The organism is Kitasatospora sp. NPDC059146 (genome assembly GCF_042786665.1).
Lineage (GTDB): Bacteria > Actinomycetota > Actinomycetes > Streptomycetales > Streptomycetaceae > Kitasatospora.
Genome location: NZ_JBHZCY010000061.1, coordinates 12,557 through 26,603, shown reverse-complemented (window position 1 = coordinate 26,603; position 14,047 = coordinate 12,557). Strand labels below are relative to the sequence as shown.

Sequence of the window (14,047 nt, the reverse complement as noted above, 5' to 3'; positions counted from 1 at the left end):
GCGTTGGTGGTGCCCCAGCTTGCCAAGCCGGGAAGGGCGCCGTCGGGCACGGCTGCTGCTCACCGGTTGCCGCGCGGCAGGGGCTCGATGACTCCGTCCGCCGCGAGGGCCTGGTACAGGGCGTGGTGTTCGGCGTCGGTCATGGGGCGCGAGTGCACGGGCGGGGCGCCGTCGGCAGGCCGGGGCCACGAATCGACGGGTGGGACGAGGTCGGTGGCGGCGTGGGCGGTGGCCGTGTAGGGGCCGCGGAGCATCAGGGTGGTGGTGTCGGGGCGCATGAGGGCCTGGTGCGCGAGGGTGGTGCCCAGCGTGTAGGAGCTTCCGGGCAGTTCGGTGGTGGTGACGGCCGGGCGCAGCTGGTCGGCGGTGAAGGGGCCGGTGTCGCGGCCGTCGGTGCGGGTGGAGACGGTGTGGAGGTAGCCGCCGGTGAGGACGCGGGCGCCGAAGGCGTAGCCGTGGGTGTGCGGAAGGCACTGGTTGGCGGGTCGGGGGTTGGTGTTGAGGCGGATCTCGAAGCCGCGCCAGGTGTCCAGGGCCAGGACGATGCGGTCCAGGAGCAGGGTGGTGCGGCTGGCCTCGAAGCGCTCGTAGTCGAGGACGGCGGTGGTGGTCAGGTAGGACAGAGTGCTCTTGTGGACGGCGAGGTGGTGGAGGGCGTCCTGCTGGGCGTGGAGCTGCGCCAGGGTGGCGTGGTGCAGGTAGGGGATGTCCTGGAGGCTGGTGCCGGGCCTGCGGCAGTCGTGGGGCTCGGGCCGGGAGAGGCGGGTACGGGCCTCCTTCACGGCGACCTGGTACTCGGCGGGGGTGAGCGGTCGGGAGTCGGGGGCGGCGAGGGGGTGGTGGGTGAGGACGAGCTGGACGCTGTGGGCGGGGGCGGTCAGTTCGGTGGTGGCACCGCTGTGGATGGCGCAGAGCTGGCCGGGGTTGAGGCTGCGCAGGTACTGGGGCCGGCGCTGGTCGGCGTCGTCCTGGTGGCGGGACAGGGCCAGGTCCAGGATTCCCGCGAGGGGGAACAGGAGGACGGTGTGGTCGGCGGCCCGGGGCGGGGTGGGGGTGCCGTCGGGCAGGCACAGGTGCAGGGCGGGCTGGTCCTGGTGGGCGTGGGCGAGGAGCAGCTGGGTGTGGCCGGGGACGGTGTGGGAGGCGGTGGCGAGGGCGTGGGGGTCGGCGTGGTCGAGGAGGTGGAGGAGCTGGGCGGTCACGGGGGTGAGCCAGCCGTCGGTGATCAGCCGTTCCGGGACGGGGATGGTGCCCGGGTCCTGAGTGAGCAGGTCGGCGGCCGGTGGCAGGAGGAGTTCGGCCCGGGTGCCGTCCGACAGGGTGAAGATCATGGTTGCTTCTCTCGTTCAGTGACGGTCCGCCGACGGAGCCGCGCGGGCCGAAGGGCTGAGCGGGCGGAGCCGGGCTGGAAGGTCATCGCCTCCCCCAGGTCCAGGGAGGCCGGTGGGCGCCGCGCAGGCAGGCCACCTGGTGGGCGGCCTGCCTGCGCAGATGCGTGTCGAGGTGGGCGCGCCGCACGGTGTCCGTCACGGCGGTGAGCACGACGACGTCCCGCACGGTCTGGTAGTCCGGCCAGGCCCCGATCTGGCCGTAGGGCGGGGCAAGGGCTGCGCGACCGTAGGCGGTGTAGGCCGCGGTGTACGCGTGGAGGTCGTCGCGGTGGCCGCGCAGCAACTCGGTGTGCCAGCGGGCGGCGACGAGGTCCCACTCCCGGTGTCCGTACCGCAACGGGTACTGCGGGAACAGCCGGGGGTGGGAACCGTCGCCGTAGCAGGGGGCGATGGCGCGTGCGCCGAGGATGACCGTGGACGGCGTCGGCCATTCGGCGCGCTCCCACTCCTCGCGCAGCTCGGCGGCGCGTTCGCGCAGGAACCACTGGCTCGCGTCGTCCAGCGCGACGTCGTCCAGGCCGTCCAGCAGCCCCTCAAACGGGTCGTGGTCCTCCAGCCACAGGGCCGCGCCGGGCCGGATCCGGTGCACGGCCGCGGTGAGCCGCGCGCTCGCGGCGACGTCGCGCAGCGGGTGCCCGGGGCTGCGCCAGAAGGTGACCGCGCGTCCGTGGGCGATCCGGACCTGGTCGTAGTCCGGGGCCACGGCGGCCACCCGGTGCTCGTGGAGCAGCCGGGCACCGCGCAGCAGGGCCCCTGCCTCGTCCGCGTCGGCATGCACGAGGGCGAGCGCCCTGGAGGCGGGCAACCACCAGGCGTGGTGCGGGTGTTCGCCGACCAGCTCGGCCTGGGAGGGGTTGTCGCCGGTGTCGGTGCAGACCTGGGTCAGGGCCGCGTAGGCGGCCGCGACCTCGTGCCTGCGGCCCTCACTGGTGATCCTGGTCAGCGTTCTGGTGCGCGGTCCGACGCTCACGGCGCAGTCCTCCGGTACGAAGTCGATGGGCGGGTGGGGTGGTTACGCCGCCGGTATCCGGTCGAGCTCAGGCTGCTGACCGGGCCGCACACCGACGGCGGACCGGGGCCGCCAAACCCGCACGGCGGCGCCGGTGCACAGCACCACGACCTGCGACTCGACCTGCCTACCCGCGACCGATGCGGGGACGGGCCGCGCCGCCTCGGGCAGGTCGAGTTCGGCCCACACCACCTTGCCGTCCGGCCCCTCATCGACGCCGAACCGGTCGACCACCCCGGCCACCAGCAGCAGACCCCTGCCGCTGGTGGCGCCCTCCCCCGCCTTCCGGGACTCGGGCCTACCGGGCCCGGGGTCGGCGACGGACATCCGCAGCACCCCGGTCGGGGAGAGGCGCAGAGCGGCAGTCAGCTCCACGTCCGACCGGCCCCCGTCGCAGCCGTGCACCACGGCGTTGGCCGCGATCTCGGACATCACCAACTGGACGTCGTCCACCAACGGATCGTCCAGGCGCAGGCCGAGCTCCGGCAGCTGCGCCCCCACCCAGCGGCGAACGACGCCGATCCGAGCCAGTTCGGCGGGGAACGTCACCGTGGTGGTTCGTGATGTCGGCTTCATTGGGGCGCCTCACTTCCAGAGGACCAGGGCAATAGTGGAGGCAGCCCGTACGGCTGCCTCTGCCAAGGCACCTCGACTCGACCGGAATCGGATTCGCAGCAGCGCGACCATCCAAGGCTCCTGCCAGTTCCGCAGGTTGACGGTACGTTCGGCTGCGTCGAGGCGCACAATCAGTTCAACACCGAAGCAGTGGCTCTCGGTACACTCGTCACCACGGAAAGTGGTTTACAGGGTTAACAGCCAAGACCGGGATGTGACTCATGACGACATCCAGCACTGCTCTTCAGCACTTCATCAGCAGCTACGGATTGAAGCTGGAGGTCGTGGCCCGCGCCCACCGCGAGCAAGCCGCGCTCAACGGTGACCTTGATACCCGCACGAGCAAGGCGACCGTGTCGCTGTGGTGTGGTGGCCAACGGCGCCCGAGGGGGCGCAACCCCGAATACCTGGCACAGGCACTGAGCAAGATCGTCGGGCGTTTGGTCACACTGGACGAGATCGGGTACGGCGATGCTCAACCGCAGGAGCTGCCGACACTGGCCACCGACCCGGTCGCCGCTACCGCTGACTTGGGAAGGGCCATGATGAACATCAGCCGCCGCGACTTTCTTCAACGGGCCGTCTACGTCTCCTCAGCCGTCGCTCTGCCGCTGAGCTACGACCACGAAGCCGTCGCCCGTACGCTGCGTGCCCGCCAGCCCGGCGCCCGGGTGGGAAAGGCCGAAGTGGCAGCCGTCCGGAACACCGTCCAGGCATTCAGGGCCGCCGACGAACAGCTGGGAGGTGGCCACGGGCTGTCTTCCGCCACCTTCTACCTCACCGACGCCGCCGCGCCCATGCTCAGCGGCCGCTACAGTGACCCGGCCGTACGCCTCGACGCCTTCAACGCCGTCGCCGAACTGGCTTACCTGCTCGCATGGAAGCACCATGACCTCAACCAGGAGGGCGCCGCTCAGCGCTACTACCTCCTCGGCTACCAGCTCGCGTGCGTGGCCGACTTCCACGGTCACGGCGCGTGGATGATGCGAGCCCTCGCCCACCAGGCACTCAACCTGAAACAGCCTCAGCACTGCGTCGACCTCGCCGAGGAGGCCCTCCGCCGGTCGGCCGGCCGCATCGACCCTCAGACCCGGGCACTGCTGCTCATCACCAGCGCCCGCGCCTACGGGGCCACCCGCCAGGGCGAAAAGGCCGCAGCCGCCCTGCTCTCCGCCGAAGACGCCCTGGCCCGTACCGACGACCCGGTTGCCGACTACGCTCTGGCGGCCGGGCCGGCAGGCGCCACCATCAGCTCCCACACCGGCAAAACGCTCGCAGAGCTCGGCGACCACAAGAACGCGGAGAAGCACCGCCGCAATGCGCTCGCAGGCCGCGACCCCGACCAGTTTCGGCGCATCCACGCACTCACCACGGATGAGCTGGCGGGCACCCTCGACGAACAAGGCCGAATGGACGAGGCCGTATCCGCCTGGGGCGCCGCGCTCGACCTGATGGACGGCATCACCTCCGCCCGCAACACCGACTCCATCAAGGCCATGCGCACCACCTTGCGGCGCTACCAGGCCCGCGGGGTACCCGGCGCTGCCGCTCTGTCCGAACGGGCCCGACAGGCCCTTGTAGCCTGATCCACTGACCTGGCGCGGTCCGTTCACAGGAGGGGAAACACAGTGACCGAAGTCTTCACCGTGGAGGCACTCGGGTACGTGGTAGGGGGCCGCACCGAGCCCACCGACGACTACTGGGGAGGTACCCGCGCCGTCATCCGGCTCGACGGCGACCGCTTCCCACCGGAGGCCACGAAGGGGCTGGAGGCGTTCTCCCACCTCGACGTCATCTTCCGCTTCCACCTCACCGACCCGACCGACCTGAACTTCGGCGCCCGCCGCCCACGCGACAACCCGCAGTGGCCCGAGGTCGGCGTCTTCGGCCACCGGAACATGCGGCGCGTCAACTGGCTCGGCTCCTCCCGCTGCCGCCTCCTCAAGGTCGACGGCCTGGACCTGCACGTGGAGGACCTGGACGCCGTCGACGGCACGCCGATCCTCGAGGTCAAGCCCTGGTTCGACGAGTTCGGCCCCCGCGGCGACACCCACCAGCCCTCCTGGACCACCGAGATGCTCCACGAGTACTTCGCCCCTGGCCCCACCACGCCCTGATCGAAACCTCCGGAGACTGTTTCCTCGCGTCGACGGGTAGTGGCGCGAGGAAACGACCCAGGGAATCCCCATGACGACAGTGCTTCGCCGCTATGGGGCCGACCGACTTCCGCCGACCACGCCCAACTGCTCATCGACGTCCACGCCGATGCCTATCGCGACCAGGCCGGCGGTGGGCATCGCCGGGCAGGCCCACGAGGCACTGCCGTCCCAACGCGCCGAAGCGCTGGCTGTGCTCTACGTCGACGTCGCCCACCCCCGGGTCCAGGACATGTACGAGCGGTGGTCGTACGAGAAGGTCGGCGAGCACCGACCGTTCGAGGGCGCTCCGCTCTACGCTGTCATGATTCGCACCCTCCGCTGAGCCCCCGGGTCCGCCCCCAGGCTCGCCCTGCGCGCCAACGGCTGCCTTTCCGGGCGGCTCGACGGCTCTGGGTCCACTCGGTGTTCGGGCGCCCGAGCACTGACCTCAGCGTCCGCGAGGATCGAATGCACCGCCGTCCCGGAACCGCACCTGTCGCTCCCTCGTGACCGGGTGGTCGCTGACGAATGGAGACAGCGAGTTAGTGGTTGTTGTGACATCAGCTGTCGAGCGGCATGCGGGAACCGGCATCTCTGCGCGCCGTCACGGTGGCGGCGGGGGCCAGGGCCGTGCGCCGAAGGAGCGCGGGCTCTCGACCTCGTGACGCCCTGTCGGCCGGTAATGCTCAAGGCCTGCGGATCGGTTCCGGGAGGGACGCGAGGTGCGCCGATCCGTGGAAAGCGGGTGGGTCACAGCCGTCCCTGCGCCGGATGTGCAGATGGCCGTCGAGGGGGGAAGGCGGGCGGTGCCGCGAGCAGGATGCGGTCGAATGCGTACCGGCTCTTCTGTGCGACCCGGCACGAGACGGAGTTGTCCACCTGATGCGGGAGTTCCAGCTGCGCCAGCCCGCCGTTCCCGAAGGTGGCGAAGGCCCCGCCGGTGAGGGCCTCAAGGGCGCGGGGCGCCACGCTCCGCCCGCACGCATGCACCGCGGTCCAATAGCCCACCTCGGCCGAGGGCTTGCCGGAGGCGACGCCTTTGAGGGCCGTCGGCGTCACGATTTCGCGATCGGAGTGGAATCGAATGGCCTTGACCGTGAGACTGGCCCGCCGAACCGGCTCGCCGATCGAGTGAGGCGTGTCGCCGTCCATTCCCCTTGCCTGGCGTCTCCCCCGACGGGAGATTCAAGCCCCCCTTCGCCTGCGCCTTCGAGGGGCCCGGGATCAGCCGAAGTGCCGGACGGTGGTCGGGTCGGCGGGGACGTACGGGGGCCAGTGCTCGGCGGGGGGACGCCCGGTGGCGGCGAAGGTGGCCACGGCGTGGGAGAAGGCGTGGCCGAGGGTGCGGGCGGCGGGGGTGGCGTCGCCGAGCATGGAGCTGTCGGGGTAGGCGTCGAAGGTGGTGAAGAGGTAGGGGAGTTCGGCGCAGTGGGTGGCGCCCAGGCGGGCCGGGTCCGGGGTCGGGGTGCGGTCGAAGCGGTAGACGTAGGTGGGGTGGCCGGCCGCGGCGTGGTGGTCGGCGATGGCGAGGGTCCGGTCACGGAACTGGAGTCCGGTGGCGACCTCGGTGAGGATGTCGCCCGGCGTCCGTGGAACGGTGGCGGCCGTGCGGTCGTAACGTTCGGCGCCGTCCTCCGCCAGGGTCGCCGCGATCGCGCGGGCCCGCTCGGCGGTGGCGGTGCGGACGGCCGGGTCGAAGGCGTAGAACGCCGTCATCTCGTCCCGGGTGGTGCCGGTCAGCAGCTGCTTGCCGTCCTGGCGGCCGTCGGCCAGGGCCTGCTGCCAGGTCACCGGCAGGCCGTAGCCGCCGAGGACGGGGTACATCGGCGGAGCAACCTTGCCCGGGCGGGCGACGTCCCGGGCGAGTTGCCCGTAGGCGGTGAGCAGCTGCCCGGGCGGGACGGCGCGCAGCGCGGCCAGCGGGTCGGGGCGGCGGTCCAGGCCGAGGATCCCGAGGAAGCGGCGGGCGTGGTCGGCGGCTTCGCCGGGGTCCTGCGGGGGGAGGCCGAACGGGCCGCTCTGGGTGACGACCCGTGCGATCCACGGGCCGGTCTGCGGTGCGAGGGCGAGGTGGAGGGCGGAGTAGGCGCCGGCGGACTGGCCGCCGACGGTGAGCAGTTCCGGGTCCCCGCCGAAGCCGGCGATGTTGTGCCGCACCCAGGCGAGGGCGGCGGCCTGGTCGCGCACCCCGAGGTTGTCGCTGCCGAGCTCCGGGAGGTGGAGGTAACCGAGCGGTCCGAGGCGGTAGTTGGCGGTGACGACGACGAGGCCTCCGGCGGCGGCGAGGTGCCGGCCGTCGTACCAGTCCCAGCCGCCGGATCCGCTGCTGAACCCGCCGCCGTGGAACCAGACCAGGACCGGGCGGCCGCCCGGGGCGGACCCCTCGGCGGGAGGGCCGGACGGACCCGGCGGCTCCGGCGACCACACGTTGAGGGTGAGGCAGCCGTCCTCGTCCCAGTCGGGGGCGCGCCACCCCATCACCGCTTCGAGCCGGGACGGCCCCTGGGGCACGGACGGCCCCGGACGGGCGGCGTCGCGGACGCCCGACCAGCCCGGGTGCGGTCCGGGCACGGCGAAGCGCCGCTCCCCCACCGGGGAGGCCGCGTACGGAATGCCCCGGAACGCGGCCACGCCACCCTCCACGACGCCCCGCACGCTGCCCGACCCGGTCACGACGACGGGGCGTTCCTGCACGGCCATCGCTGCCACCTCTCCTTCACCATCGCCCTGCGGTTCCGTGGCGGCCGCACGTCCGATCGGCGTCTCGCCCGTCCCCCCAGTCAATCGCGCGGAAGGCGCCGCCACCGGGAATCGGGAAAGTCGGGACGTGAGGGAGGTCGGGGACCCGGCGCGTGGGTGTCGTCGCGGCAACTGCCGCTCCGTGCGCCAGGATCGTGGTCCCGGCTCCTGGAACTCCGTCGGGCCCGACACGGAAGGCTCTTGAGGATGGCGATCGACGACGAGGTCAGGGCGGTCGCGTGGAAGTCGGGTGCGGTGGCGCTCGTGGTCGCGGCCGTCCAGTACGTGGTCGCCGAGGCCATGGCGGCCTCCGCCTGGCGGGACCCGGTCTACGACTACGCGCACAACTTCATCAGCGATCTGGGTGTGCCCTCCTGCGGCGGGGTGTTGCAGGGCCGGACGATCTGCTCGCCGCTGAACGCGGTGATGAACGCCGGGTTCATCGCGCAGGGTCTGCTGTTCGTCGCCGCGGCCCTGGTCCTGCAGCACCTGCTGCCGGGGTGGTTGCGCTGGGCGTACCTGGTCCTGGCCATGGTCCACGGGGTGGGGATCGTCCTGGTCGGACTGGTGCACGGTTCGCCGGAGGCGGACCGGGACGGGTCGACGGCCTGGCACGGCCTGGGTGCGGGCATGGCGATCATCGGCGGCAACCTGCTGGCGGTGGTGGTGGGCGGGCACCTGGTGCGCAGCAGCCGGGCCCGGTGGCCGGGTCGGGCGGTCCTCGGGTGCGGCGCGGTCGGGCTGGTGTGCGCCGTCGTCCTGCTCACGATGATGCCGACGGATCCGGTCCCGTACCACGCGGCCGTGTTCGAGCGCGGCTCGGTCTACTCGATCACGGCCGCCGAGCTGATCGCCGGGGCCACGGTCCTGCGCGCGCTGCGCGGCCTGCGCGGCCTGCGCGGACTGCACGGCCTGCACGGGCCGGGCTCCGGAGCGCCCCAGCCCGTCGGGACCGCCGACTGACGGACCGGCCGCCGAAGTTCCCGTGAGCGGGAGGCAACCGATCAGCGGGGCCGGCCGGTTGGTAGGGGGTGTCGCCTCCCACCACCTCGGCCCGGCGGTCCCCGGCCCCGGTCGGGTGGGGCGAGGGGCGAGGGACGAGGGGCGATCCGGCTAAGGTGCAGCCGGGGGCCGGGGACGGACTGGGAACACGGGTGCGGCATGCGGATTCTCCTGCTGGGACCGTTGGAACTGCGGAGCGACCGGGGCGTGCCCGTGCACGTCGGGGGGTCCCGGCGGCGGGCCGTGCTGGCCGCGCTGGCGCTGGAGGCCAACCGGGTCGTCCCGGTCGAGCGGCTGGTCGACCTCACCTGGGAGCACGCCCCGCCGTCCACCGCCCGGGCCGCGCTCCAGGGCCACATCGCCCGGCTGCGCACCCTGCTGGACGGCGGGCTCCGGCTGGAGACCCGCGCACCCGGCTACGTCCTGCACGCCGACCCGGAGCTGATCGACACCCACCGACTGGAGCACCTGCTCGACCGCGTCGGCACCGCGGACGGGGAGGAGGCCGCGGTCCCGCTGCTGCGCGAGGCGCTCGCGCTCTGGCGCGGGCCGACCCTGGCGGACTGCGGCTCGGCCGCGCTGCGCGAAGCCGCCGCCGGACGGCTGGAGACCCTGCGGGTCGAGGCGCTGGAGCAACTCGCCGGGCACGAGCTGCGCACCGGCCGGGGCCGGTCGGTGACGTCACAGCTCACCGCCGTACTCCCCGAGCACCCGCTGCGCGAATCACTCGTCCGCCTCACCGTGCTCTGCCTCCACCAGGAGGGCCGGAGCGCCGAGGCCCTCGCCGTGTACGAGGAGGCGCGCGGCAGGCTCGCCGAGGAGGCCGGGATCGACCCGGGGCCGGCACTGCGCGAGGCCGCGGCTCAGGTCCGGTCCGCCGCCGCCGCTGCCGCTGCTGCTGCTGCTGCTGCTGCTGCGGAAGAACGACCCGCGCCCGCCCCCGCCCGACTGCCGCGCGCTCCCCGCCGCTTCGTCGGCCGGGCGGGCGAACTGGCCTGGCTGGACGAGCAGTGCGCGAGCTCCCGGCGAACGCACCGGCCCGGGTACGGCGGCAACGGCCCGGTCCTGCTGGTCACCGGCCCGGCCGGGGTCGGCAAGACCGCCCTGGTGCTGAGCTGGTCGCACCGGCTCGGACCGGCCTTCCCGGACGGGCGGGTCGCCGTCAACCTGCGGGGCTTCGACGAGACCGAACCGCTGCGTCCCGAGGAGGCCCTGGCCGAGCTGCTGCGGGCGCTCGGCGCCGACGAGAGCGCCGTGCCGGCCACCCCGGAGGAGGCCGCGGCGGCCTGCCGGAGACTGCTGGCCGGGCGCCGGGTGCTGATCGTGCTGGAGAACGCCCGCGATGCCGGGCAGGTCCGCCCGCTGCTGCCGGTCGAGCCCGGCTGCGCGGTCGTGGTGACCAGTCGGCACCGGCTGACCGAGCTGGTCGTCGAGGCGGACGCCCGCGCGCTGCCGCTGGCCTCGCTCCCGGCCGGGGACGCCTTCGACGTGCTCGCCGAGGTCACCGGACGGCCCCGGCTGGCGGCCGAGCCGGAGGCCGCGCGGCGGGTCGTGGAGCTGTGCGAGGGGCTGCCGCTGGCACTGCGGATCGCCGGTTCCCGGCTGGCCACCCGCCCGCACTGGCGGGTGGCGACCCTGGCCGGGGAACTGGCCGACGAGCGCTCCCGACTGGCCGCGCTGGCCACCCAGGGCGCGCTGAGCGTGGCGGCGGCCCTGGAACTGACGGTCCGCAGCCTGCCCGGCCCGGCCGCCGGTCTGTTCCGGCTGCTCGGCATCCACCCCGGCCAGCAGGTCGACACCCGGGCCGCCGCCGCGCTCGCGGGCACCGGCCTGCGGGCGGCGGCCGCCGCCCTGGAACTGCTGCACCGGGCGCACCTGGTGGCGGAGACCGTTCCCGGCCGGTTCGAGCGGCACGACCTGGTCCGGCTGTACGCCCGGCAGGCCGCCGAGGAGCTGCCGGCCGCCACCCGGGACGCCGCGCTGGCCCGGCTGTTCGACCACTACCTCGCCGCGACGGCGGCCGGCCTCGTGCTGGCCCGGCCGGACGCCCGGCACCACCGCCCGTCCGCACAACCCCCGTGCGGCGCTCAGGAGTTCGCGAGTTCGGCGGAGGCGCTCGACTGGTTCCGGGGCGAGGAGCCCGCCGTCCGCGGCCTGATCGCCCTGGCCGGCCGGTGGGGGCGGCCCGAGTACGCCTGCCGGATGGTCGAGAACGCCGGGTACCTCTACCTGGACGCCGGCCTGTTCCGCGCCTGGGAGGACTCCGCCCGGACGGCGCTGCGCGCCGCCGAGGCCGCGGGGACCGCCGCCGACTGGCCGCACCTGTACTCCAACCACAGCCTGTCACTGGGCTGGCTGGGCCGACGGGCCGAGGCGCTGGAGCAGTCCGCGCGCGCCGTCGCCGTCGCCGACCCGGAGAGCCGGCCCGTCCTGCGGCACCGCTACCTGAGCATGCGCAACAGCTTCCTGGACGACTACGGCGACCCGGTGAAGGCCCTCCCCGGAATCGTCGAGACGGTCACCGAGGCCCGGGCCGGCGGCGACGACCGGACGCTCTCCCAGGCACTCAACAACCTCGCCGACGCCCTGCTGCGGGCCGACCGGGCCGCGGAGGGCCTCGCACCGATCACCGAATCGCTCGCCCTGCTGGCCGGCCGCGAGTCCGACCCGTACCTGGTGATCTCGACCAAGACCCACGCCCAGGTGCTGAGCGCGCTCGGCCGCTCCGAGGAGGCGGTCGAGCAGATCCACCGCGCCCTGGAACTCGGCCGCGCCCAGGGCAACCAGGCCCATGCCGAGTTCGACTTCGCGGACGTCATGGGGCAGGTGCTGTACGACCGGGGCCGGACCGCCGAGGCCCGCGCCCACTGGGAGCACGCCCTCGAACTCGCCGCCGAGCAGGGGCGGATGACCCGGCAGGTGGAGCGGGTGAAGGAACGGCTGGCGCAGTGCGGGCCGCCGTGACGGGCACGCGCTCAGACGCCCCGGGACGGCCGGTACGGCGCGGGCTGACGGCCGGGCAGGCCGGGTACGGCGGGTACGCCGGCGGAGGCGGTCGCCGCGGTGGAGGCCGTCGAGGTGGAGGCCGTCGAGGTGGTGGGGCGGGCCGAGCCGCCTACGGTCGTCCGTACGCCCGAGGCCGCGGGAGCCGCCGCGCCGGAGGCCGTGGTGCGGCGTGCCGCCGACGGCGCCGGCCCGGCCGCAGGTGCGGGCGTGCCGCCGTCCGGCTCGACCCGCTCGATCCGCAGCACCAGGTTGCGGTCCCGGCGGTCGCCCGCCCGGTCACGGTTACGGCTGTGCACGGACTGCGTCAGCACGCCCCGGATCTCCTGCCAACGCCCCTGTACGGCACGGATGTTGGGGCACCACTCGGAGCCGTAGCGGTGTTCCAGCGCCAGCTGCCAGTTGTCGGCCGCCACCAGGTGGACCGCGCCGACCGTCGCCGGGATCTCCACCGGGGCGGCGCCCCGGACGGTCACCACCGCCCGCTGCGGCCACTCGCCCTCCACCGCCGTCACCGTGATCCGGCTCGGCCCCTGGTACCAGGCCATCGCTGCGGTCCTCCCTCGTCCGTCCGCGCCGGTTCGTCGCCCGGCCCCACCCGGTACCACGGACGGCGGGCCCGGGAGGTTCGAACCAGCGTGAACCGGTCGACCCCCGTGAACCGGTCGGCGCCGTGAACCGGTCGGTGCCCGCCGGCCGTGCAACCCGGCGAGCACCGTCACCCGGGGAGAGCACACGTGACCAGGACCGAATCACCGAGGCGGATCTCCGTGATCTGCTGCGCGGCCGCCGCCGGCCTCGTCACGGCCGGACTCCTCGCGGTGCACGTCCCGCCCCCACCCGCTCCCGCCCGGCCGCACCCGGCCGGCGCGGCGGCGCCCGCAGCGGCCGGAACCCCGGCCCGGCCACCGTCCGGCCCGACCCGCACCGGGGTCCGGGCACCGCTGCCGGACGGGGCGGACACCGCCGGGGCCCCGGCCGAGGCCCTCACCGTCCCCGCCGACCTCACCGACCTCACCGCCCCCGCCGGAGGCCCCCGTTGAACGAGGACCCGCACGGCACGACTCCGGGCCCCGGCCTCCAACTGCCCTGGATCGCCGAGGAAGAGGAAGGCGAACCGGACCCGCCGCACCCCACCGCCGCCACGCTCGCCGCCCGGCTGTCCGCCGGCCTCGGCCGGCTGGGCGACCGGTCCCGCTGGGACGCCCGGCGGATCGCGATGGCCGCCTCGATGGCCACCGGCGCGGTCCTGCTGCTCGTCGCCCCGTTCATCGAGCCGGACGGCGGCAGCGGCGACCCGGCCACGGCCGCCGCGCCGACCGGCCGCTCGCCCCTGGGCACCCACGGCCGGGCCCACCCCCCGACGCCCGCACCCACCGGGCCGACCGAGCCGACCGCGACGCCCGGCAGCTCCGCCGACCCCACCGGCACGCCCACCGGGAACCCGTCCGCCGCGCCGTCCCCGACCGACGACCCGCACCAGGCCCCGCCCACGGCCCAGGCCTCCCGGCCCGCCGCCCCGGCGGCCACCACCCCCGCACCAGCCGCACCAGCCGCGACACCCGCCTTGGCCGCCCCGCAGGCCCCGCCCGCCCCACAGCCCGCCCCCGGCTACCGGGCCGTCGCCGGACTCGGCTGCTCCGGCCCCGGCGCCCGGTTCCAGGAGGTCGGGGCGTTCCGCCAGGGGGCCGACGGCTGGGTCACCGTCAGCAGCGGCGGCTACGGCGGCGATTCCTGCGACGGTCGGTACGACGCGGTCCCGATGTCCGGCGACCGCGCCAAGGACGACAACAGCACCTACGCCCTGTGGACCTTCGACACCGGCCCCGGCCCGGCCACCTGCGCCGTCGCCGTCTACGTCCCGGACTCCTCCTCGGTCCAACAGGTCGGCGGCGCCCCCGCCTACTACACGGTGGCCGCCGTCTCCGGCGCCGACCTCGGGTCCTTCACCGTCGACCAGGTCTCCCACCGCGGCAGCTGGGTGGACGCCGGCACCTTCCGCGCCCAGGCCGGACCACTGACCGTCCGCCTCCACAACCGCGGCCAGGACTGGACCGGCTCCGGCCGGGCCACCCACGCCCACCTCGCGGCCGCCGCGATCCGGGTCACCTGCCAGGGGTGACGCGACGCGCGGGTGACGGCAACCGTCA

12 protein-coding genes and 1 pseudogene are annotated in these 14,047 nt (G+C 74.3%); 7 read left to right on the top strand and 6 right to left on the bottom strand.

Annotated elements, in window-relative coordinates; all coding sequences use genetic code 11:
- Positions 1-59: 59 nt before the first annotated feature.
- The 3 genes from ACFXPX_RS24535 to ACFXPX_RS24525 form a co-directional block, all read right to left on the bottom strand.
- The gene (locus ACFXPX_RS24535; protein ID WP_380643287.1) at positions 60-1,331 is read right to left on the bottom strand and encodes a hypothetical protein; all 1,272 of its coding nucleotides are present in this window, start codon (positions 1,329-1,331) and stop codon (positions 60-62) included.
- An 82-nt stretch (positions 1,332-1,413) separates the two neighbouring features.
- Positions 1,414-2,361, bottom strand: coding sequence for a hypothetical protein (locus ACFXPX_RS24530; protein ID WP_380643285.1), 948 nt, complete (start codon positions 2,359-2,361; stop codon positions 1,414-1,416).
- A gap of 42 nt (positions 2,362-2,403) precedes the next feature.
- On the bottom strand, positions 2,404-2,949 hold the full coding sequence (locus ACFXPX_RS24525; protein WP_380592386.1) for an ATP-binding protein: 546 nt from the start codon (positions 2,947-2,949) through the stop codon (positions 2,404-2,406).
- Positions 2,950-3,236: 287 nt separating this feature from the next.
- Between ACFXPX_RS24525 and ACFXPX_RS24520 the strand changes: the two genes are divergently transcribed.
- The 3 genes from ACFXPX_RS24520 (at position 3,237) to ACFXPX_RS24510 (ending at position 5,496) form a co-directional block, all read left to right on the top strand.
- A complete protein-coding gene (locus tag ACFXPX_RS24520; protein ID WP_380643283.1) occupies positions 3,237-4,601 on the top strand; it encodes a tetratricopeptide repeat protein in 1,365 nt (454 codons plus the stop codon).
- A gap of 42 nt (positions 4,602-4,643) precedes the next feature.
- A complete protein-coding gene (locus ACFXPX_RS24515) occupies positions 4,644-5,132 on the top strand; it encodes a TrmO family methyltransferase (protein WP_380521699.1) in 489 nt (162 codons plus the stop codon).
- Between the two features lie 148 nt (positions 5,133-5,280).
- Complete coding sequence (locus ACFXPX_RS24510; RefSeq protein WP_380521696.1) at positions 5,281-5,496, top strand: acetyltransferase; 216 nt, start codon at positions 5,281-5,283, stop codon at positions 5,494-5,496.
- Between the two features lie 343 nt (positions 5,497-5,839).
- Here the strand turns inward: ACFXPX_RS24510 and ACFXPX_RS24505 are convergent.
- Together ACFXPX_RS24505 and ACFXPX_RS24500 are read right to left on the bottom strand one after the other, a co-directional pair.
- Positions 5,840-6,197 (bottom strand): annotated as a pseudogene (locus ACFXPX_RS24505) (GNAT family N-acetyltransferase); the annotation flags it as partial.
- 180 nt (positions 6,198-6,377) lie between these two features.
- Entirely contained in the window at positions 6,378-7,853 is a 1,476-nt protein-coding gene (locus ACFXPX_RS24500; protein ID WP_380643281.1) for a carboxylesterase/lipase family protein, read from the bottom strand.
- Positions 7,854-8,099: 246 nt separating this feature from the next.
- Between ACFXPX_RS24500 and ACFXPX_RS24495 the strand changes: the two genes are divergently transcribed.
- Complete coding sequence (locus ACFXPX_RS24495) at positions 8,100-8,855, top strand: DUF998 domain-containing protein (protein ID WP_380643279.1); 756 nt, start codon at positions 8,100-8,102, stop codon at positions 8,853-8,855.
- A gap of 246 nt (positions 8,856-9,101) precedes the next feature.
- Positions 9,102-11,858 (top strand): BTAD domain-containing putative transcriptional regulator, encoded by a 2,757-nt coding sequence (locus ACFXPX_RS24490; RefSeq protein ID WP_380643277.1) that lies wholly within the window; start codon positions 9,102-9,104, stop codon positions 11,856-11,858.
- Positions 11,859-11,869: 11 nt separating this feature from the next.
- Here the strand turns inward: ACFXPX_RS24490 and ACFXPX_RS24485 are convergent, their stop codons facing one another.
- Positions 11,870-12,445 (bottom strand): hypothetical protein, encoded by a 576-nt coding sequence (locus ACFXPX_RS24485; RefSeq protein WP_380643275.1) that lies wholly within the window; start codon positions 12,443-12,445, stop codon positions 11,870-11,872.
- Positions 12,446-12,634: 189 nt separating this feature from the next.
- Between ACFXPX_RS24485 and ACFXPX_RS24480 the strand changes: the two genes are divergently transcribed.
- A complete protein-coding gene (locus ACFXPX_RS24480) occupies positions 12,635-12,940 on the top strand; it encodes a hypothetical protein (protein WP_380521685.1) in 306 nt (101 codons plus the stop codon).
- Positions 12,937-14,019, top strand: a complete 1,083-nt coding sequence (locus ACFXPX_RS24475; protein ID WP_380643273.1) for a hypothetical protein — start codon at positions 12,937-12,939, stop codon at positions 14,017-14,019. Before ACFXPX_RS24480 ends, ACFXPX_RS24475 begins: the two co-directional genes overlap by 4 nt.
- Positions 14,020-14,047: the final 28 nt, after the last annotated feature.